This window comes from Pseudomonas sp. MSSRFD41, assembly GCF_014230245.1.
In the GTDB taxonomy this organism is placed as follows: Bacteria; Pseudomonadota; Gammaproteobacteria; order Pseudomonadales; family Pseudomonadaceae; genus Aquipseudomonas; species Aquipseudomonas piscis.
In genome coordinates this window covers 47,856-68,208 of record NZ_JACKZK010000005.1, presented here as the reverse complement: position 1 = coordinate 68,208, position 20,353 = coordinate 47,856, and the positions used below count along the sequence as shown (strand labels likewise).

Annotated in this window: 18 protein-coding genes and 1 pseudogene; 8 read left to right on the top strand and 11 right to left on the bottom strand. The window is 62.1% G+C overall.

The window, feature by feature from the left end; genetic code table 11:
- The first annotated feature begins 308 nt into the window (after window positions 1-308).
- The 3 genes from H7A76_RS10615 to H7A76_RS10605 are packed head-to-tail and all read left to right on the top strand — an operon-like array spanning window position 309 to window position 3,124.
- Window positions 309-1,415 carry a diguanylate cyclase gene (locus H7A76_RS10615; RefSeq protein WP_185698438.1) on the top strand — a complete coding sequence of 369 codons (1,107 nt, stop codon included), beginning with the start codon at window positions 309-311 and terminating at the stop codon, window positions 1,413-1,415.
- Window positions 1,408-2,346 carry an iron-sulfur-binding ferredoxin reductase gene (locus H7A76_RS10610; protein WP_185698437.1) on the top strand — a complete coding sequence of 313 codons (939 nt, stop codon included), beginning with the start codon at window positions 1,408-1,410 and terminating at the stop codon, window positions 2,344-2,346. The genes H7A76_RS10615 and H7A76_RS10610 overlap by 8 nt, the downstream gene beginning before the upstream one ends.
- Before the next feature lie 28 nt (window positions 2,347-2,374).
- The gene (locus tag H7A76_RS10605) at window positions 2,375-3,124 is read left to right on the top strand and encodes an enoyl-CoA hydratase-related protein (protein WP_185698436.1); all 750 of its coding nucleotides are present in this window, start codon (window positions 2,375-2,377) and stop codon (window positions 3,122-3,124) included.
- Window positions 3,125-3,220: 96 nt separating this feature from the next.
- Here the strand turns inward: H7A76_RS10605 and pyk are convergent, their stop codons facing one another.
- On the bottom strand, window positions 3,221-4,672 hold the full coding sequence (gene pyk, locus H7A76_RS10600) for a pyruvate kinase (RefSeq protein ID WP_185698435.1): 1,452 nt from the start codon (window positions 4,670-4,672) through the stop codon (window positions 3,221-3,223).
- A gap of 158 nt (window positions 4,673-4,830) precedes the next feature.
- Here pyk and H7A76_RS10595 point away from each other — a divergent pair, with 158 nt between their 5' ends.
- Together H7A76_RS10595 and H7A76_RS10590 are read left to right on the top strand one after the other, a co-directional pair.
- Window positions 4,831-5,205, top strand: a complete 375-nt coding sequence (locus H7A76_RS10595) for a tetratricopeptide repeat protein (RefSeq protein ID WP_185698434.1) — start codon at window positions 4,831-4,833, stop codon at window positions 5,203-5,205.
- Between the two features lie 242 nt (window positions 5,206-5,447).
- Window positions 5,448-5,807 carry a PilZ domain-containing protein gene (locus H7A76_RS10590; protein ID WP_185698433.1) on the top strand — a complete coding sequence of 120 codons (360 nt, stop codon included), beginning with the start codon at window positions 5,448-5,450 and terminating at the stop codon, window positions 5,805-5,807.
- Window positions 5,808-5,822: 15 nt separating this feature from the next.
- On the opposite strand, the gene H7A76_RS10585 is transcribed toward H7A76_RS10590, so the two are convergent.
- From H7A76_RS10585 to H7A76_RS10555, 7 genes are all read right to left on the bottom strand, one after another.
- Window positions 5,823-7,154 carry a DUF58 domain-containing protein gene (locus tag H7A76_RS10585; protein ID WP_185698432.1) on the bottom strand — a complete coding sequence of 444 codons (1,332 nt, stop codon included), beginning with the start codon at window positions 7,152-7,154 and terminating at the stop codon, window positions 5,823-5,825.
- Window positions 7,155-7,167: 13 nt separating this feature from the next.
- Window positions 7,168-8,187 carry a MoxR family ATPase gene (locus H7A76_RS10580; protein ID WP_185698431.1) on the bottom strand — a complete coding sequence of 340 codons (1,020 nt, stop codon included), beginning with the start codon at window positions 8,185-8,187 and terminating at the stop codon, window positions 7,168-7,170.
- Between the two features lie 340 nt (window positions 8,188-8,527).
- Complete coding sequence (locus H7A76_RS10575; RefSeq protein ID WP_185698430.1) at window positions 8,528-9,631, bottom strand: terpene synthase family protein; 1,104 nt, start codon at window positions 9,629-9,631, stop codon at window positions 8,528-8,530.
- 731 nt (window positions 9,632-10,362) lie between these two features.
- The gene (locus H7A76_RS10570) at window positions 10,363-11,526 is read right to left on the bottom strand and encodes a DUF4350 domain-containing protein (RefSeq protein ID WP_185698429.1); all 1,164 of its coding nucleotides are present in this window, start codon (window positions 11,524-11,526) and stop codon (window positions 10,363-10,365) included.
- Window positions 11,523-13,082, bottom strand: a complete 1,560-nt coding sequence (locus tag H7A76_RS10565; RefSeq protein WP_185698428.1) for a DUF4129 domain-containing protein — start codon at window positions 13,080-13,082, stop codon at window positions 11,523-11,525. The genes H7A76_RS10570 and H7A76_RS10565 overlap by 4 nt, the downstream gene beginning before the upstream one ends.
- Window positions 13,069-14,049: a stage II sporulation protein M gene (locus H7A76_RS10560; protein ID WP_185698427.1), complete on the bottom strand. Its 981-nt coding sequence runs from the start codon at window positions 14,047-14,049 to the stop codon at window positions 13,069-13,071. The genes H7A76_RS10565 and H7A76_RS10560 overlap by 14 nt, the downstream gene beginning before the upstream one ends.
- Complete coding sequence (locus H7A76_RS10555; protein ID WP_185698426.1) at window positions 14,046-14,771, bottom strand: RDD family protein; 726 nt, start codon at window positions 14,769-14,771, stop codon at window positions 14,046-14,048. Before H7A76_RS10555 ends, H7A76_RS10560 begins: the two co-directional genes overlap by 4 nt.
- 184 nt (window positions 14,772-14,955) lie before the next feature.
- On the opposite strand from H7A76_RS10555, the gene sbcB reads away from it, so the two are divergent.
- Window positions 14,956-16,383, top strand: a complete 1,428-nt coding sequence (gene sbcB, locus H7A76_RS10550; protein ID WP_185698425.1) for an exodeoxyribonuclease I — start codon at window positions 14,956-14,958, stop codon at window positions 16,381-16,383.
- A 102-nt stretch (window positions 16,384-16,485) separates the two neighbouring features.
- On the opposite strand, the gene mvaT is transcribed toward sbcB, so the two are convergent.
- Window positions 16,486-16,860 carry a histone-like nucleoid-structuring protein MvaT gene (mvaT, locus tag H7A76_RS10545; protein ID WP_185698424.1) on the bottom strand — a complete coding sequence of 125 codons (375 nt, stop codon included), beginning with the start codon at window positions 16,858-16,860 and terminating at the stop codon, window positions 16,486-16,488.
- Between the two features lie 347 nt (window positions 16,861-17,207).
- Between mvaT and purU the strand changes: the two genes are divergently transcribed.
- Window positions 17,208-18,056, top strand: a complete 849-nt coding sequence (gene purU, locus H7A76_RS10540; protein ID WP_022640532.1) for a formyltetrahydrofolate deformylase — start codon at window positions 17,208-17,210, stop codon at window positions 18,054-18,056.
- Window positions 18,057-18,123: 67 nt separating this feature from the next.
- Window positions 18,124-18,294: a hypothetical protein gene (locus H7A76_RS10535; RefSeq protein ID WP_164485039.1), complete on the top strand. Its 171-nt coding sequence runs from the start codon at window positions 18,124-18,126 to the stop codon at window positions 18,292-18,294.
- 59 nt (window positions 18,295-18,353) lie between these two features.
- Here H7A76_RS10535 and H7A76_RS32765 read toward each other — a convergent pair whose 3' ends face one another.
- The gene (locus H7A76_RS32765) at window positions 18,354-19,118 is read right to left on the bottom strand and encodes a methyl-accepting chemotaxis protein (protein WP_371263433.1); all 765 of its coding nucleotides are present in this window, start codon (window positions 19,116-19,118) and stop codon (window positions 18,354-18,356) included.
- Window positions 19,119-19,211: 93 nt separating this feature from the next.
- Window positions 19,212-20,243, bottom strand: a pseudogene (locus tag H7A76_RS32760) (cache domain-containing protein); the annotation flags it as partial.
- Window positions 20,244-20,353 lie beyond the last annotated feature (110 nt).

The window sequence follows — 20,353 nt, the reverse complement described above, 5'->3', positions numbered from 1 at the left end:
CTGACCCTGCGGCGTTGAAAACAGGCGAGGCGAGTTGTCGTGCAGAACCTTAGGCACGCCGGACAGGCAACTGGCGCGACACTAAAAAGGCGCGGCAGTATACCGCGCCTGCGGGCTGGGCACACCCGCCAGGCAGGCAAACGAAAGTCGCCTGGCGCACGGGCACTGTTCTGGCCTTTGGGGCGTGATGACCGCTCGGAGGACTGCCGGAAATTTGCATAGTCATTTGCCGGGCGCGGCACTAAAGTGGCGAGTGGCCTGCAGAGTAGGAAACTCTAGAGCCTCTTTATCTCACGGTGAGTCAACGATTGACCCATAAAGCCATCCAGAGCTTGTTATTCAAGCGCTTCACCATCGCTGCGGGCACCTACGGACTGATCCTGCTGCTGTTCTGGCTGGCCGTTCTCACGGGACACTACCGGGCATCCACCGGCAGTGCGCTGTTGGGCACGGCCCTGGTCCTGGCCAGCCAGGGATTGCTGTGCTGGGTATTCCTCAGCGGGCGCAACCTGCGCCTGGCCGATCCCAGCCTGACCGAGGTCCAGGTGGTCCTGGGCATCGCCTGGCAGACCTGGCTGGTCGCCTTGCTCGACCAGGCCCGGGGCGCCTTCCTGGTGTTCTATGTGCTGCCGCTGCTGTTCGGCCTGTTCCATTTGTCGAGCCGGGCCTACCTGCGTTGCGCGGCGCTGATCTTCTTCTGCTTTGCCGGGGTCAATCTCTGGGACGGCTATCGCTTTGCCCTCGACGACCCGCAACTGGCGGCGCTGCAGGTCTGCGTACTGCTGGTGATGCTGGTGTGGTTGTGCCTGTACGCCGCCTATGTCCAGGCCTCGCGCTCACGGATGCGCCAGCGCCGGTTCGCCTTGCAGGCCCACCAGGACACCCTGCGCGGCATGATGCGCCAGCTCGAGGACCTGGTGGCCACCGACGAACTGACCGGCTTGTTCAACCGCCGGCACTTCCTGCGTCTCGCCGGCCGTGAGCTACAGGCCATGGACCGGCAGCAGGTCCACGGGCTGGCGCTGATCGACCTGGATCATTTCAAGCGCATCAACGACATCCATGGCCATGCGGCGGGCGACCAGGTGCTGCAGGCGTTTTCCGCGGTGGCCACCGCCTGCCTGCGGGACGGCGATGTGCTGGCGCGTTATGGCGGCGAAGAGTTCGTGGTGCTGCTGCCCGAATGCGATGCCGAGCGCCTGACTTCCTGTTGCGAGCGCCTGCGCCTGGCCTTCATGCAAGTGCAACTGGTGGGCCTGGACATCCCCGATCTCAGCCTGTCGGCAGGCATGACCCTGTTGCGGGCCGGCGACGAGCTGGATAACGGCTTGCAGCGCGCCGACCAGGCGCTGTATCGGGCCAAGCGCGATGGGCGCAATCGCTGCTGTGCAGCCTGGGAAACACTCGATGCCTGAATTGACCGTGGGCGACCTGCGCTGGCAGGTGGCGCCTGGCAGTAATCTGCTGGATGCGTTGAACCAGGCCGGGGTGGCCGTACCCTACAGCTGTCGGGCCGGGAGCTGCCATGCCTGCCTGGTGCACTGCGTCCAGGGCTTGCCCGCCGACAGCCGGCCCGATGCCTTGAGCAACCAGCAGCGGCAGCTGGGCTGGCGCCTGGCCTGCCAATGCCAGGTGATAGAGGACCTTCAGGTGGAGACCTTCGATCCTTTGCGGGACGGCTTGCCTGCCACCGTCATAGGTATCGATTGGCTGTCCACCACGGTCCTGCGCCTGCGCTTGCAACCCGGGCGGCCGCTGCGCTACCAGGCCGGCCAGCACCTGGTGCTGTGGACCGCCAGCCGGATCGCCCGGCCATACTCCCTGGCCAGCCTGCCCGAGGATGACCGCTTCCTGGAGTTCCATCTCGATTGCCGTCATCCGGGGCAGTTCAGCGACGCGGCCCGCCAGTTGCAAGTGGGCGATCCGCTGCGCCTGGGGGAGTTGCGCGGCGGCGCCCTGCATTACGATCCGGACTGGCAGCAGCGGCCGCTCTGGCTGCTGGCCGCGGGAACCGGCCTGGCACCGTTGTTCGGGGTGCTGCGCGAGGCCTTGCGCCAGGATCACCAGGGCCCCATCCGGGTCATTCACGTGGCCCATGATGCGAGCGAGCACTACCTGGCCAAACCCCTGGCGGCACTGGCGGCCAACCGCCCCCAACTGACCGTGGAGCTACTGGAGGGGGCGCAGCTGGCGTCGTTCCTGGCGCAATTGCGGCTTGTTTCCCGGCAAACCCAGGCCTTACTCTGCGGTCACCCTGACAGTGTCGAAGCCTTCGCCAGGCGCCTCTACCTGGCTGGGTTGCCGCGCAACCAACTGCTGGCCGATGTGTTCCTGCCCCGTGGTTGAGTGCTGATTTCCCCAGAGCGAGATCCCCATGACCGATGCCATCGAGCTGCAACGCGAGGGCGGGCTGCTGACCCTGCGCCTGAACCGCCCCGACAAGAAGAATGCCCTGACCCGCGCCATGTACAGCCGCCTGGCCGAGGTCCTGGTCGAGGCCGATGCCGACCCTGAAATCAACGCGCTGCTGATCTGCGGAAGCAACGAGTGCTTCACTGCCGGCAATGACATCGCCGACTTTCTCCAGCAACCGCCTACCGACCTGGATAGCCCGGTGTTCCACTTCATGCGCAGCCTGCTGGAGTGCCGCAAGCCGGTGGTGGCAGCGGTGGCCGGCCCGGCGGTGGGCATCGGCACCACATTGCTGCTGCATTGCGATCTGGTCTACGTCAGTCGTGACGCGCGCCTGCGCATGCCGTTCGTCAACCTCGGGTTGTGTCCGGAGTTCGGCTCGAGCCTGATCCTGCCGCGGCTGTTGGGCCAGGCCAGGGCCGCCGAGCTGCTGTTGCTGGGCGAGGGTTTTTCCGGTGAGCAGGCAGCCGCCTGGGGCGTCGCCACCGCTGCCTTGGAAAGCGGCGCGGCGACCCTGGCCAAGGCCCGGGAAGCGGCTTTGCGTTTCAGCCAGCTGGCGCCGGGAGCTGTGCAGGTCAGCAAGCAACTGATGAAGGCCGCGGATCGTGAGCTGCTGCGCCGGGTCATCGAGGAGGAGGGCAAGCTGTTCACCCAGCGCCTGCGTTCACCGGAAGCGATCGCCGCCTTGTCCGGGTTCCTCGCCAAGAGCTGAGGAACGGAACTGGCGCTACGCGAAAAAAAACGTGCGCACATGAAAAAGCCCCGGCGTGTTCACGCCGGGGCTTTTTTGTCTCGCGCGGAGCCTGAGTCAGACTACCGGATCGCCAACGTGCAGGATCTTCATGCCGTTGGTGCCACCGGTGGTGTGGTAGCTATCGCCCTTGGTGAGGATCACCCAGTCGCCTTTTTCCACGACGCCACGCTTGAGCAACTCGTCGATGGCGGCCTGGCTGACCTGCTCCGGCGGCAGCGATGCCGGGTCGAACGGAATGGTGTAGACGCCACGGAACATGGCGGCCCGGGCCTGGGTCTCGCGATGCGGGGAGTAGGCGTAGATCGGTACCGAGGAGCGGATCCGCGACATGATCAACGGGGTGTAGCCGCTCTCGGTCAGGGCGATGATCGCCTTCACGCCGGGGAAGTGGTTGGCGGTGTACATGGCAGCCAGGGCGATGCTCTGGTCGCAGCTTTCGAACACGTTGCCCATGCGGTGGCTGGAGGTCTTGCTGGTCGGGTGCTTTTCCGCACCGACGCAGACCCGCGCCATGGCCTGGACCGCTTCGAGCGGGTAGGAACCGGCGGCGCTTTCCGCCGAAAGCATGACCGCGTCGGTGTAGTCGAGCACGGCGTTGGCCACGTCGGATACTTCGGCACGGGTCGGCATCGGGTTCTGGATCATCGACTCCATCATCTGGGTCGCCACGATCACCGCCTTGTTGTGACGGCGGGCGTGCAGGATGATTTTCTTCTGGATGCCCACCAGCTCGGCATCGCCGATTTCCACGCCCAGGTCGCCACGGGCGACCATCACTGCATCGCTGGCCTTGATCAGGCCATCGAGGGTCTCGTCGTCGGCCACGGCTTCGGCGCGCTCGATCTTGGCCACCAGCCAGGCTGTAGCGCCGGCTTCGTCGCGCAGCTGGCGTGCATATTCCATGTCGGAGGCATCACGGGGGAAGGACACGGCCAGGTAGTCGACCTGCATCTCGGCCGCCAGCTTGATGTCGGCCTTGTCCTTGTCGGTCAGGGCCGGGGCGGTCAGGCCTCCGCCGCGCCGGTTGATGCCCTTGTGGTCCGACAGCGGACCGCCGACGGTCACCACGCAATGCAGTTCGGTGGCGGTGGCGGTTTCCACGCGCATCACCACGCGGCCGTCGTCCAGCAGCAGTTCGTCGCCGACGCCACAGTCCTTGACCAGGTCCGGATAGTCGATGCCGACGATTTCCTGGGTGCCTTCGGTCAGCGGGTGACTGGTGGAGAAGATGAACTTGTCACCGATCTTCAATTCGATGCGCTTGTTGGTGAACTTGGCGATGCGGATCTTCGGGCCCTGCAGGTCGCCCAGGATCGCCACGAAGCGTCCATGCTTGGCGGCCAGGTCGCGGACCAGTTGGGCGCGGGCCTTGTGCTCGGCGGGAGTACCGTGGGAGAAGTTCAGACGTGCGACATCCACGCCTGCGAGAATCAGTTGTTCGAGAACTTCCGGCGAGTTACTGGCCGGGCCAAGGGTGGCGACGATTTTGGTACGACGAACGGACATGCACGGACTCCTGAATTCAAGCGCAACGAGAGGCTACTATGCTCCGAAGTTGTAGTCATTGTTCGTTTGCACTACTTAAAGGCTTTGTTTGTTTGCAGCGACAACCTTGAAGATTTTCGCCAATGAGTCGATACACTGCACAAGACAGGAGATACCCCATGCGATTCGTACTCATTGCTGCCCTGGCCGTCAGTGTTGTCGGCTGTACCCGCTGGTCCATGGACCACCATCTGAACAACGCCTACCGCGCCTATGACGCCGGCAGTTGCGAGCGAGTGATGCTCGAGCTGAGCCAGGTCGATCGCGCCAGCCGTGCGCGGCGCTATATCCAGCCGGAAGTGTCGATGCTGCGTGGCCAATGCCTGGAGCGCCAGAAGCTGTTCGTCGACGCTGCCCAGACCTACCAGTTCATCATCACCCAGTACCCCACCAGCGAATATGCCTACCGTGCCCGGGCGCGCCTGGACACCTTGCAGCAACTGGGGCACTACCCAGCCAACGGCGCTGCCCAGGTTCGTCGCACCGCCTTGTGAGATCCTCTTGGGGCATTGCCATCGCCCCGGGTGCTTGAGCTAACATTCGCATATGCGGCCCTGCAGATGTAGCTTCTGCAGGTGCGGTTCGAAGACTGCCCCCCGATCTTCTCCGGGGGCGGGGGCATGGAGCCCTATGGCGACGTTGCTCGCCTAGCTGGCCGGGAGGGCGAGCCAGTATCGGGCCGTTCCGAAGCACTAGCGCGGTCATGCTTAATGGCCTTTGCATAGCGATACCCAGCATGTTCACGGAACGTCGGATCGAACGGCAGCAGCTGCCGTCTTTTTTAAAGGTCTTCAACCGGTTCACCGACCAGCCCGTCGGGTTCCTCGGCAATCTCTCGGCCGATGGGCTGATGCTGATCAGCCAATTGCCGATGTTGGTCGGTGGCGAGTTCGAGTTGCGGGTCAAGGTGCCCGCGGGCGAAGGCCAGTTGCAATTGGTGGATTTCAGCGCCCGTTGCCTCTGGTGCCACGAGGACCTCACGCCGCATCACTACGACAGTGGCTTCAGCCTGCAGCGTGCTTCACCGGAGCTGGCCGAGCTGGAGCAGGCCCTGCGGCATTACTTCAGCTTCTACCCATTGCAGGCCTCGGCCTGATTCCCCGGGCAGCCGCTACAGGCTGCCTGCTTTCTTCCAGTTCAGATAACGGCTTACCAGCTCGGCGCCCAATTCTCCCGGGCGGACGTCGAGCAGGCTGATGCCGTGGGCGCCCAGGCGCTCGTGGAGCTCGGCGCGGCTGTTGAGGTAGTGGACCGTGGCGCTGTAGGTCAGCGCCTCGGAGAGGGTCTGCACCGGCGTCTGACGCACCTGGTCGAGCACTTCTTCGCGCAGGCTGGCTACCAGCACCCGATGCTGGCGCCCGATGCGCTTGACCGCCGTGAGCAGTTCCTGGTCGTCCTCGTCCCGCAGGTTAGTGACCAGCACCACCAGCGCGCGGCGCTTCTGCCGGGCCAGCAGCTCGCTGGCCGCGGCCTGGTAGTCGGCGGGGCGCTGGCTGCTCTGCAGGTCGTAGACGCCGTTGAGCAACACGCTGAGCTGGGCCGGTCCCTTGACCGGTGCCAGGTAGCGTGACGGATTGGCGGCGAAGCTGCACAAGCCCACTGCATCTCCCTGGCGCAGGGCCACGTAGCTCAGCAGCAGGCAGGCGTTGAGGGCGTGGTCGAAGTGCGCCAGCTCATCGTCCTGGCTGCGCATGCGGCGTCCGCCATCGAGCATGAAGATGATCTGCTGGTCGCGTTCATCCTGGTATTCCCGGGCGATCGGCGTGCGTTGGCGAGCGGTGGCCTTCCAGTCGATCTGGCGCAGGCTGTCGCCCTCGCGAAATTCCCGTAGCTGGTTGAACTCCAGGCCCAGGCCCCGGCGTTGCCGCTGGCGTACCCCGAGCTGGCTGAGCCAGTTGTCCACCGCCAGCAACTGGCCGCCGTAGAGGCGGGCGAAGTCCGGGTAGACCCGAGTGCTGTCCTGGGTCGCTACCAGGTGCCGGACTTGCCACAGGCCGAGGGGGCTGGGCAAGCTGACGGCGCACCGTTCGAAATCGAAGCGGCCCCGCAGCAATGGGCGCACGTTGTAGCTCACGCGGCTGGCGTGGCCGGGCTCGAGGCTGGCCAACTGCGGCAGGTGCTCGAAAGCCAGGCCCTGGGGCGGATGATCGAACAACTGCACATCCAGCGCCTGCCCGTAAGCGTGGCGGATCTCCAGTTGCACTTCGCTCCAGCGTCCCAGGGGCAGGCTGCCGGGCAGATGCCGGCGTACCTGCGGCGCAGGCAGGCGCCAGGCGCGCAGGGCGTCGAGCAAGGCCAGCAACGACAGCGCCAGCACCAGGCCCCAGGCGATCGAGTCCAGGCGCGGGGCGATCTCCACGCCCAGGGCCCGGACTGTTCCGAGAACGGTACCCAGGCCGGCCAGGACGCCGAGCCAGATCAGCAGCAGACGGGTCGGTTTCATCGCCGTTGGTCGCTCACAGGCGCGGTGCCGGAATTTGCTCGAGCATCTGCCGGAGCACCTGTTCCACCGACAGGCCCTCGATGTCCAGTTCCGGGGCGACACGCACCCGATGGCGCAATACGGCCATGGCGCAGCCCTTGATGTCGTCGGGAATCACGAAGTCGCCACCGCGCAGCAACGCCCGGGCCCGACCGCCACGTACCAGGGCGATGGACGCCCGCGGGCCGGCGCCGAGGGTCAGGCCCGGCCAACTGCGGGTAGCCCGGGCCAGGCGCACGGCGTAGTCGAGGACCTGGTCGTCCAGCGGCAGTTCGCTGGCGATGCGTTGCAGTTCCTGCACGTCCTCGGCCTGCAGCACGGTGCGCAGGGGCTGTACATCGAGCATGTCGGCGCGGGTCGAGCGCGCCACCTGGCGGACCATTTCCAGCTCCTGGGCGGTGTCCGGATAGTCCATGCGCAGCTTGAGCATGAAGCGATCCAGCTCGGCCTCGGGCAGCGGATAAGTCCCCTCCTGCTCGATGGGGTTCTGGGTGGCCAGGACCATGAACGGCTGGGCGATGGGCAGCGCCCGGCCTTCGAGGGTCACCTGGCGTTCCTGCATGGCTTCGAGAAGGGCGGCCTGGGTCTTGGCCGGCGCGCGGTTGATCTCGTCGGCCAGCAGCAGGTTGGTGAACAGCGGCCCCTTGCGCAGTTTGAATTGTTCGCTGGCAAGGTCATACACCGCATGGCCGGTGACGTCGCTGGGCATCAGGTCAGGGGTGAACTGGATGCGCGCGAAATCACCGTCGAAACAGCGGGCCAGGGCACGTACCAGCAGGGTCTTGCCCAGGCCTGGGACACCCTCGAGCAGCACGTGGCCCCCGGCGATCAGCGCCGTCAGCACATCGTCGATCACCGCGTGCTGGCCGATCACGGCCTTCTGCAGTTCCTGGCGCACGGCCTGGGCCAACTGGCTGGCCCGTTGCCGCTGCTGGGCCGCTGCGGCCAGGGATGGCTCGGCGCAGGCAAGTGGTTCCGCGGATTGTTCACTCATCGATTAGGCAACCTTACTGACGGTTAGTTATTAGCGCCCGTGACACAGGCGCATAACCAAAATTTCTCGCGCTTGTGTCCTACAGGCCGGCTTGGAGGCTGACAAGCCATGCGCATTCTATCCATGCAGTCAGCGTGATTGCATCAAAGCCTGCCATCCTGGTCTTGATCACAGGGAACTGCTCGCATCAGCGCTTTTGATCGAGACGAGTTTTCGATCTTGGCATGCGACGCGACGACTTCCTGGTTGTCGGCAGGAGAACCGGATAAGTTTCGGAAGCCTGAAGCAGCCTATAACGCCGCGGCTGCGATAATGGATGTCACCATCCATGTCGGCAGAGTCAATCCAGCTGGTTAGCAGACCTTGTCGTAGCGTCATGCCACAAACTTGATATTAAAGGGGTTAATTCGAGAATGTCTTTTATCTCCTTGTTTTCAAAGGTGTTGGTTGTATTGAAACGGTAGGAGGCAGAAAAGAAGAGGTTGTCGTCTTCTGTTGCGCTATAGGTGTTTTTTCTATAGCGCTCGCTGGTTCTTCCGAAGTGTATGTTTCTGGCGAGCAGTTCTTCAAGGTGGACTGCTCGGTCTCTTGTTCCTGTCTCGTTTGCCAACGAGTCGTTCAAGATGATGTATCGATTGATTAGCATGTTTCTTAGGTTGATGGTTTTTCTGATCGAGGTGTGCAGGTCGATATCTAGTTCTTGCTGAATGACGTCGATGATGTTGAAAGCCCTGCTGTCGCTGGTGTGTTCTTTTTCGTAGGAGTAAAGGTCGTTGTCGATGCCCGCAGCAAGGAATATGCAGTTCTTCATTTTTATAAATTCATTTTTCGTTTCAATCGTTTCGTTAATCGAGACGCTATTGAGTGCAAGAAAGAGTGAATAAAAGACTTGCGCGCCAAAACTTGAGGCCCTAATTGCGCAGTATGTATTAAGAGGGATGCCCGCTTTTGCCTGATCACTGCATATCTCCCAGATGAATCCGGACATTTGATTGCTCACGGCGTGCATCAGGTGTATGTGGTTCTTGGCGGGTAGTTGCTGCATGAATCTTTGCCTTATGTCGATAAAAGATTTTATCGCGGGATGCTGGTCATCCAGTCTTGGGTTTTGCTCGTGATCGAACTCGCATATAAATTTAATGGTGCTGAGAATTCCGATCGTGCGGTCGGTCGTGTTAGTGGATGCGCTGCTTTCAATTATATCGTCTATGACCAATACCCATGATGCCAAGTCAAAGACGACATTGATGAACTTGTTGTCGATATTGGGGTGTATGAGGCGTATATACTGCGAAGCGGTGTGTGCGACGGTTTCGGCAAACCTGGCGTCTTCGATGAGCTGCATTTTCTTTAACCATGAGGTATTTCCAAGCAGATCGCTTTTTTGAGAGTGCTGGGGCTTGAAGTCGAAAGGGAGATAGAGCTGAGTGTTGTCATCAGTCATGCTATTCATTTAGAGCAGCCACCTTTCAATCATGGTTATCGGTGATTGAATTAATGATGAAGTGTTGGGGTTTCTGTCGTCGGATTTTGGATCGGCGCTGGAGACGCTAACGGGACTGGGTGGATGGTTGAAATAAGTTGAGCTCCTGTTTGTCATTTCAAGAATTCGACTTGCCGTGTGGGGATGTTTTCCAGCAATAGTTCCCATCGGTGATGCTCTTCGCCTGAGTATTTCTATAAGCGTTGGTAAATGATTTGTTATAATTCTCTGCTTTTCAACCTGGTGTTGCGTGATGGCGAAGGGATGTTGAGGAAGGGAACGCTGGTATTCGTCAGATTTGGGAGCCACTAAATAACAGAGCCTCGATCGATTATTCAGAGGCTCAATAGTTTTTAGCACATCCAGCGACAGTGATTGGTTCTTTTGGCTATATCAGGAGGTTGCGATGTTCCAGCCTGGCCTAGGCTCATTTAGTACCTATGCCTCATCAATTGTTATGGTCTCTCGCAGACTAAGGCTGCCCTAGGATATTGCCATGACAGTGGCCAGCTTGTTGGCTTGAGCGAAAGGGGACGGGATGGCTCTATGCGCGATGGCAGGAGTTTGTGCCTTGGATGTTGAATGACCCACACATGAGCCATGCAGGTGAACTGTTTATCAAGAGTCCTGCGCGATAGACCAGGCTTGCTGTTGCAGGAAGAACTCATACTGCCGCCCACACGCCTGTCGGATCACAAGGCATTCCTGAGTGTCTGCAGGCGGGCGACCTGGTGACTGAAATCGGTACTGGACAGGCGTGGCCCGGATAGAGGTTGCAGTACCTGCCTGACCGCCTCCACGGGTTGTTGGCTGAGCAGGGCGAGCACTTCCCACTGGGCTTCGGGCTCGAGTTGTTCGAAGCCAGGGTGCCGGCGCCGGGCCCGGCGCCGTATATCCAGTTGCAGGGCGTGCAACAAGGGGCCCTGGCCACCATGACGGAGAATGAAACCGGCACTGGCGCGCAGGTGCTCGAGCAACTGGCGCCGGGCCTTGGGCGTCGGTGCCAGCAACGGTCCCTGGCGGAAGCCGGCGTGCCACAGCCACAGGACGACGAGCATGCCGAGGGCTACCAGCGCCTGGGGGAAGTTCTTCCACAACAGCTGCCAGAGATTCGGATGGTCGGTATCGAACAGCAACGTCACTGCGGTATCGGCGTTCAGGTACCACAACAGCCAGGCGTTGTCGTAGCGACTGATGGCCGGGCTCTTCCAGATATCGGCGTCGGTCAGCACGGTGATGCTGCCCTTGCCGTACTCGAACTGGAGCATATGGGTGGCTACGCCGCTGCTGGCCCAGGACTGCGCCAGGCCTTGTGGGTCCTCGAGGTGGTAGGCGTTATCGAAACTGATGTAGGCCGGGGCCCGTTCGCCTTCGACATGGACCTTGGTCAGCTTCGGATAGGCGTCGTCCGCTTCCGGCTCGGGTGGTTCCTCGAGGTCCTCGCTCATCATCTGCTGCACCTGGACCCGGTCCAGCAGCAGGTCGCCGCTTTGCTCGGTCTCCTCGTCCCACAGCGCTTCGGCGACGAACACTAGGTGCCCGCCGGCGCGGGCCCAGTCCAGGACCTGGTCGGCCTGGTGCGGGCTCATGTTCGAACGGTCGCCGAGCATCAGCAGGCTATTGCCGGCAGGCTTGAGGGACGCCAGCACCTCCAGGCCATTGGCGTGTTCGACCTTGAGGCCGCGTTCGCGCAGGAACATCTGCGCCGCCAGGTAGGGGTTGGCCAGGGCTTCCGGCGACGGACCGTGATCCACCAGCTCCTGGTAGGGCGTGGCATGGCGATAGAGGTAGTAGCCGGCGGTGCCGAGCGCCAGGAGCACCAGCAGGGCGAGGATGCCCCATACGGTACGGCTCATGATGTGGCTCCTGGGCCAAAGAGCTGGCGCCAGCCATCACACAGGCGTGGTTGCGCCTCGGTGCCTGGGACCTGGTGCCCGTAGGCCATGTTCTGCCAATGCCGGGTCAGTTCGATGCTGAAGCTCTCCAGTTGCGGGTGCCGCAGGGCCTTGATCCGTTCCAGTACCTGGCCTTCGGTGTCGCCGACGTCCAGAGACAGGTGGAAGTCTTCCAGCAGGCGGCTGAGCAGGGCCCGGTAGAGCAGGCCCAGGGCTTCGCGCGGTTGGCTTGGCCAGAGCGCGGCGGCATGGGCCGCGACATCATCCGGCAAGGTCTGGCTGCCGACCTCCAGGCCGAACAGTTGCTGGGGCATGGCTGGCGGACGCTTCTTGCGTGGCCGCGGGCGCCAGCCGACGAAAGTGCGCAACCCGTCGCGATACCGCCACAGCAACCAGGCCAGCGCTCCCAGCAGCAGCCCCCAGAGCAATATCTCCAGGCCCTTGCCCAGGGCGTTGAAGTTGCTCTTGCCCAGGCCTTCCAGCAGATCCTTGAGCCAACCCGGTGGCTTGCCCTTGGTGTCCTTTTTCTGTGGCTGCTCTTCGCCGAAGCGATAGCGGGTCACCGATTCCTGATTCTTGAACGGTGGCTTTTCCAGGATGCCCTTGATGCTGTCTTGCGCCGCCTTGCTGGTCAGCGGCTGTTGCAGCAGGCGCGGACTCTCGGGGTCGGCCACGGCCTGCCTGGCATTGCTGGTGGGGGCGGCCCAGAGCGACTGGCTGGGTGCCAGCCACAGCGCGCCCAGTACCAGCAGCAAGGCGCTGGCACCGGCCAGGCGCTGGCGCAGGCGGCGGAACACCAGTTCGATGTCCCAGGCTTCCAGCTCGGTGCGGCGGTTGAGGTACAGGCTGAAGCCGCAGGCTACGTAGAGCGGCTCCCAGACCACCAGCACCAGGGCATAGAAGGCGTTGGTCAGGTGTTCCAACCATAACCAGTCCTGCTGGGTGGCGACGATCAGGGTCTGCCAGTTCCAGTCCAGTTCCACTTGCTGCGGCAACAGCAAGTAGAACAACGCCATCAGGCCGATCCACAGCGCGCTTTCCAGGTGCACCCCGATTACTGTCAGCCAGCGTGCGGCCCCGGCATTGCGCTGCAGCAAGACCCCCAGGCGTTGCTGGCGGGCATCGCCGCTCAGCCCCTCGAGTTGCATTACCGGCATCAGGAAGCTGCGGCTCATGCTCAAGCGGCGCCAGGTCAGGCTGGCCAGCAGTTGCGGCTTGAGCAGGCGTGGCCATTGCCGCAAAGCCTGGCCCAGGCTCGGGGTATCGCCGAACAGCGCCTTGGACAGGATGAACAGCGGCAGGCGCTCGAAGGCCGGCTTCAGCCACCAGAACAATAGCAATGCCAGGGATGGCCACTCCCAGAGCAACAGGCTCAGCAGGGCGAATACCGGCAAGCTGACGATGGCCCAGCTGGTCATCAACAAGCACCGGTGGCGCTGGCCCAGGAGCAGGCCCAGATCCATGGCTTCCCAGGCGTTGCGCGGGCGGATCACCACGCTGGCATCACTCAGGCGCATGGGGGACTCTTCCGGCAAGGGCCAGGTAGGACAGGACCAGGGCCCACAGCGCCGCGCCGACGCTGTACTTGACCCAGGGCGTGGGCCAGGTCATCGAGGACCAGTAGGCCTCGATGAAGGCTGCGATCAACAGGAAGACGATCACCCCATAGACCAATTGCACGCTGATTCGCGCCGCTTGCAACAGGGCTTCGCCTCGAGACAGGCGACCAGGGGCGATCAGCGCCCAGCCCAGCTTCAGGCCTGCCGCACCGGACAGGGCGATGGCCGTGAGCTCGAAGGCGCCATGGCCGATGACGAAAGGCCAGAAGGTCTGGCCGAAGCCGATTTGGGTCAGGTGGCCGGCGATGGCCCCGATGATCAGGCCATTGAAGACCAGGAAGAACACGCTGCCCAGGCCGAACAGCAGGCCGCTGGCGAACGTCTGAAAGGCGATGCCGATGTTGTGCATGATGTAGTAGCCGAACATCACCCAGTCTTCGCTGGAGGCGCGTTCGACGGCGCGGCCCAGGTGGCCGGCCGCCGGGTCGTACATGCCGCGCATTTCGCTCACCTGCTGCTGGCTGATCAGGCTGTAGACCAGCTCGGGATACAGGTACACCAGCAGGCCGATGCCCAGCAGGCTGAGGAAAAACAGCAGGCTGGCGATCGTTACCAGGCGCCACTCCTGGCGCACCAGGCGCGGGAAGCCGGCCAGCAGGAAGCCCAGTACGTTGGCACTGATGGCGGTGCGCCGACGGTATAGCTGCTGGTGGCCGCGCAGCGCCAGCTGTTGCAGCGGATCGATCAGGTAGCTGCTGTAGCCGCGCTCCTGGGCCAGGGCCAGGTGCTGGCACAGGCGCCGGTAGTCCTGGACGAAGGTCTGGCATTGCTCGGCCTTGGCCCGGCCTTGTTCAAGTTGCTCGAGCAGTTGTGCGAAGTGTTGCCATTGAGCCTGGTGGCGGCTCTCGAAAAGACTTTGCTTCATGTCGCTCCCAGGAAACCGCGGGCAATGCCGTTGAGTTCGGCAGTGGCCTGGGCGGTGGGTACGCGCAGCGGCTGGGCCAGGATGGCCGCCAGCTCCTGGGTCCGTTCAGCGGACAGCTGGGCCTGGCGCTCGGCGAAACCGAGGATCGCCCGCTGTTCATCCAGGCTCAGGGTGAAGGGCACGCTGCGGGGCGTGGCCGGGGGAAGTGGCGGCCGTTCGACTGCCTGCTCGCGATAGATCACCAGGGTACCGCCGGCCAGGTCGCCCAGGCGCTTGAAGGCCGGGTGCTGCAGGCAACTGATGGCGCCGAGGAAGTAAGCGAACGGCAGCATGTCGGCAAAGCGCAGCAGGTTGCGGGTCAGGGAAGCGCTCCAGCCGATCGGCGTGCCATCGTCCTGTACCACCCGCAATCCCATCATCTGCTTGCCGGGGGAGCGGCCCTGGTTCAGCACCTCGAACAGCACCATGTACCACCAACTGATCAGGAACAGCAGGATCGAACCCAGGCCGATGCCGATCTCGCCGAAAAAGCCCAGGGCGACGAACAGCACGCCCATGACCAGGGCACGGATGCCCAGGTCCAGGCCATAGGCCAGGGCACGGACCAGCAGTCCCGCCGGTCGCAGTGGCAGGTCGATACCCTCCGGGGTTTCGACCTGGTACCGCGTATCCAATGGCGGGGGCAGCGATGCGTTCCTTGGCGGTGCTGGTGTTTCGGGCATGGGCAACTGGCTGGTTGGACTGGTGGAGAAAAATCCAGCGCCGATGCTAGCAGTGTCTGAGGGGCAAACGACATCATTAACTGCGAATTAAAGCATTACGCGGCAGGGCTGCGGGGCAATGCGGCTGGCCCTGGCGCTATGCAAGCGCCTAGACTGCGTCGGTTTTCAAGTTCAGGAACAGGCCGTGACTTCCCTCTTTTGGTACGACTACGAAACCACTGGCATCAACCCGCGCAACGACCGTCCGTTGCAAGTGGCCGGCATTCGCACCGACCTGGCGCTCAATGAAATTGACGAGCCGGTCAACCTCTATTGCCAGCCCGCCGACGATATCCTGCCGCACCCGGCAGCCTGCATGATTACCGGCATCACTCCGCAGCGTCTGGCCGAGCGCGGGTTGAGCGAGGCCGACTTCATGACCCGGGTGCATCAGCAGCTGGCACGCCCGGGAACCTGCGGCGCGGGCTACAACACCTTGCGTTTCGACGACGAGATGACTCGCTACGGCCTGTATCGGAATTTTTTCGACCCCTATGCCCGGGAGTGGCAGGGCGGCAACAGTCGCTGGGACCTGATCGATGTGGTGCGGGCGGCCTATGCGCTACGGCCCCAGGGGATCGTCTGGCCCGAAGAGCAAGGCCAGGTGACGCTGAAGCTGGAGCGCTTGACGGCAGAGAATGGCATCGACCATGGCCAGGCCCACGAGGCCTTGTCCGATGTGCGGGCGACCATCGCCCTGGCGCGCCTGATCCGCGACAAGCAGCCCAGGCTCTATGAATGGTTGTTCCAGTTGCGCAGCAAACAGCGGGTGATGGACCAGATCCGCCTGTTGCAGCCGATGGTGCACATCTCCGGGCGTTTCTCTGCCGCGCGGCATTATGTCGGCGTGGTGTTGCCCCTGGCCTGGCATCCGCGCAATCGCAATGCGTTGATCGTCTGCGACCTGCACCTGGATCCCCAAGGGCTTCTGGACCTGGATGCCGAGACGTTGCGCCAGCGCCTGTATACCCGGCGTGAAGACCTGGCCGAAGGCGAGTTGCCAGTGCCGTTGAAACTCATCCATATCAATCGCTGCCCGGTGGTGGCGCCGTTGAATGTGTTGCGTGTCGAAGATCAACAGCGCTTGCACTTGGATATGGAAGAATACCAGCGCCGCGCTTTGTGTCTGAGTGAGGCCCGGGAAGTTTGGCAGGATAAACTTTCGCTGATTTACGGGCCTGATGAATTCGCTGCCAGCGAGGATCCGGAGCAGCAGTTGTACGATGGCTTTATTGGAGATCGCGACCGCCGCTTGTGTGAACAAGTGCGCCAGGCCGATCCGCAGCATTTGGCTCTGCAAGAATGGCAATTCGATGATGAGCGGCTGCCGGAACTTCTGTTCCGCTACCGTGCTCGTAACTTTGCGGAAACATTGAGCAAGGAGGAGCAAGAGCGCTGGCGCGGATTCTGCCAGCAACGTTTGCTTGATCCGCAACTGGGGGCGCCCAATACCCTGGAAAGTTTTCGGCAAGCTCTGGAGCAATCCCTGTTAAGTGCTGATCCGAGACAACGCCAGGTGCTGGAGCAATGGCAGCAACATGTTCGCGATCTAGCCCTGCGAGTGGGCCTTTAAAAAGTTGCCGGCGGCGTTCGACGCGAGCGCCAGGCATAAAAAAACGCCAGTGATCTGGCGTTTTTAGTTGCAGCAAAAAGACCGCTGGCTGGTCTGCGAGCCTTAGCCCAGCAGGGTTGACCAGCCTTCAACCACGTCGCCACCCCACTTGGCTTTCCACTCTTTGAGGGTCTTGTGGTTGCCGCCTTTGGTTTCGATGACTTCGCCGTTGTGCGGGTTCTTGTACTGTTTAACTTTACGTGCACGCTTGGTACCGGTGGTTTTTACAGCGGCACGCGGCGCTTTAACTTTGGATTCCGGATCCAGCAGCGCGATGATGTCGCGCAGGGACTTGGAGTACTCGCCCATCAGGTTGCGCAGTTTGCCTTCGAACTCCAGCTCGGCTTTCAGCTTGTCGTCCTGGGACAGGTTCTTCAAACGTGCTTGCAGTTCTTTGATAGCTTCTTCTGTTGCACGGTATTCGTTGATCAGGGACATGGGGGCTACCTTATCGGGCGCTGGGTGGCTGGATGACAATGTTGCAATAATAGTCACGGACTTTGTACAAGTAAACATAATACCGATGCTTTATTTGGTCTTCTTAGTGTCTTTAGGCGTAACAGTCATTTCGCTATTTAATAGAAGGGCGGGTTTCTTGCGGCATTCACAAATTAGTTGTGCGCTATTTGCAAGTGTTGCTGTCCGCACTGGGAACACCGCTGGTTAAGCCTGATCTAAGGCCCTGTTGCCGGCGCCGATCGGCACTCCTGGTGCAATGAATACTGCAGTTTTGCCGCGCAATGGCTAGAATGGCGACCTTTGCGAAGTTCTGGAGTTTCCCCCCCATGCGCACCTTTCGGTTGGTGATTTCTTGCCCTGACCGCGTTGGCATCGTTGCCAAAGTCAGTAACTTTCTGGCCTCCCACAACGGTTGGATCACCGAAGCGAGCCACCACTCGGACAACCAGAGCGGTTGGTTCTTCATGCGCCACGAGATTCGTGCCGACTCCCTGCCTTTTGGCCTCGAGGCATTTCGCCAGGCTTTCGCGCCGATCGCCGAAGAGTTCTCGATGGACTGGCGGATCACCGACACCGCCGAGAAAAAGCGCGTGGTGCTGATGGCCAGCCGCGAGTCCCATTGCCTGGCCGACCTGCTGCACCGCTGGCACAGCAATGAGCTGGACTGTGATATCCCTTGCGTGATTTCCAACCACGACGACCTGCGCAGCATGGTCGAATGGCACGGCATCCCGTTCTTCCACGTTCCGGTGGATCCGAAGGACAAGCAGCCGGCCTTCGCCGAGGTCTCGCGCCTGGTCAAGGAGCATGGTGCCGACGTGGTGGTGCTGGCGCGCTACATGCAGATCCTGCCGCCGCAGCTGTGCCAGGAGTACGCCCAGCAAGTCATCAACATCCACCACAGCTTCCTGCCGTCCTTCGTCGGTGCCAAGCCTTACCACCAGGCGTCGCTGCGTGGCGTGAAGCTGATCGGCGCCACTTGCCACTACGTCACCGAAGAGCTGGATGCCGGTCCGATCATCGAGCAGGACGTGGTGCGGGTCAGCCATAGCGACAGCATCGAGGATATGGTGCGGTTCGGGCGTGACGTGGAGAAGATGGTGCTGGCCCGTGGCCTGCGCTACCACCTGGAAGACCGCGTGCTGGTGCACGGCAACAAGACCGTGGTGTTCTGATTGAAAAAAAACCAGGAGCGGGTGCTGAATATCCCGGTCCTGGTTGGCAATCGACGAGGTCAGCCCCATGACCGATCCTCTGGATAAAGCCACTTCCCAGGCTCCCGCCGTACTGGGCGAGGGTTGCCTGAGCCGCTACGACCCCGATGAACTCGACGCCGAGGATGGCACCGATTTCCCCGGGGCGGCCGAGCTCTGGGAGCAGTTGCAGCAAGAGCCTTCAGCGCCATCGCGTTGAGGCTGGTGGCCGGCGCCCGATGCGCCGCCGGCCTGTCCAAGGGGCGTTGGCCCCGATCCTCAGATCCTGAAACTGCCCACCAGGTGCTTCAGGCGTGCTGCCTGCTGCTCCAGGTCGGAGCAGGCGCGCAGGGTCGCCTGTAGGTTTTCCACGCCTTCCTGATTCAGGGTATTGATCTCGGTGATGTCCATGTTGATGGACTCCACCACCGAGGTCTGCTCTTCAGTGGCGGTGGCCACCGACTGGTTCATGCCATCGATCTCGCCGATCCGCTGGGTCACGCTGTTCAGGCGTTCTCCGGCCTGGTTGGCGATCTCTACGCTGTCCTGGCTGTGGCGCTGGCTGTTGCTCATGGTGCTGACGGACTCACGGGCGCCGACTTGCAACTCCTCGATCATGGTCTGCACCTGTTGCGCCGACTCCTGGGTACGGTGGGCCAGGTTGCGTACTTCGTCGGCGACCACGGCGAAGCCACGCCCGGCCTCGCCGGCCCGGGCAGCCTCGATCGCGGCGTTGAGCGCCAGCAGGTTGGTCTGCTGGGAAATGCTGGTGATCACCTCGAGGATCTGGCCGATGTTCACGGTCTTGCTGTTGAGGGTCTCGATGTTGTTGCTGGAGGCGCTGATCATGTCCGACAACTGGTTCATCGCCTGGATGCTGCGATCCACCACTTGCTGGCCATCCTCGGCCAGGTTGCGGGCGTCGCTGGCCTGTTGCGAGGCCTGGGCGGCGTTGCGGGCGATTTCCTGGGCCGCGGCGCCCAACTGATTGATGGCGGCGGCGACGCTGTTGGTGCGACTGGCCTGTTCGTCGGAGTTGAGCATCGACGAGTTGGAGGCGCTGACCACGCGCAGGGCGACCTCGTTGACGTGCTCGGTAGCCGAGGACACCTCGCGGATCGAGCCGTGGATACGCTCGACGAAACGGTTGAAAGCGATGCCCAGGATGCCGAACTCGTCGTGGTTATGGATGTTCAAGCGGCGGGTCAGGTCGCCTTCGCCGTCAGCGATGTCCTGCATGGCACGGGTCATCACGTGCAAAGGCTGCATCAGCAGGCGGATCAGCAGGCCCAGCAGGGCGATGGTCAGCGCCACCGCCGTCAGGGTGGCGATCACTGCCGAGGTCCGGAACTCGCTGAGCATCGCGAAGGCCTTGTCCTTGTCCACCGACAGGCCGATGTACCAGTTCACCGAGGACAGTCCCTTGATCTGGGTGAAGGTGACGATGCGCGTCTTGCCGTCGACGTTGACTTCGCTCAGTTCATTGCTGATCTTCGGCGTGTCCTGGGGGTAGATGTCCTTGAGGTTCTTCATCACCAGGTTCTTGTCCGGATGGACCAGCACCTTGCCGTCGGCACTGATCAGGAAGGCGTAGCCCATGCCGTCGAAGTCCAGGGCGTTGACCGTGTCGGCGATCACTTGCAGGCTCAGGTCGCCGCCGACCGCGCCGGTGCGCTGGCCGTTCTTGAGTACGCTATCGACGATGGAAATCACCAGTTGCCCGGTGGCCAGGTCGACATAGGGCTCGGTCAGGGCCGAGCCATTGGTGCTTTCGGCGCTCTTGTACCAGGGGCGCGCGCGCGGATCGTAGCCGTCGGGCATCTTGCTGTCCGGGCGAATGATGAAGCTGCCGTCCTGGTTGCCCAGGTAGGCGCCCATGAAGGTGGAGCTCACGGCCTTCTGTTGCAGCAGGTTGCTGACATTGGCCGGGTCGGGGTTCAGGGCCACCGACTGGGAGAGATTCTCGATCAACAGCGCACGACCGGCGAGCCAGGTCTGAATATTTTTTGCAGTGACCTCGCCCATTTCCTGAAGATAGTTGTCCAGATCGTCACGAATGGCGTTACGTTGCAGGTAATCGTTATAGAGCGTGAATAGTGCAAAGGCAGCTATGACGATGAGCGAGGCGGCAAGCAGGATCTTGTGGCTGAAGCGCAGATTTTTGTTCATGGCTTGGGGTGTCCGCTAAGGTCTTTGAGTCCAGGGCATCGGGTTGGAACGGTGCGCCGAAGAGGCGGTGTTATAAATAAGCTGATATCTCCATCTATCCCAAGGGAATT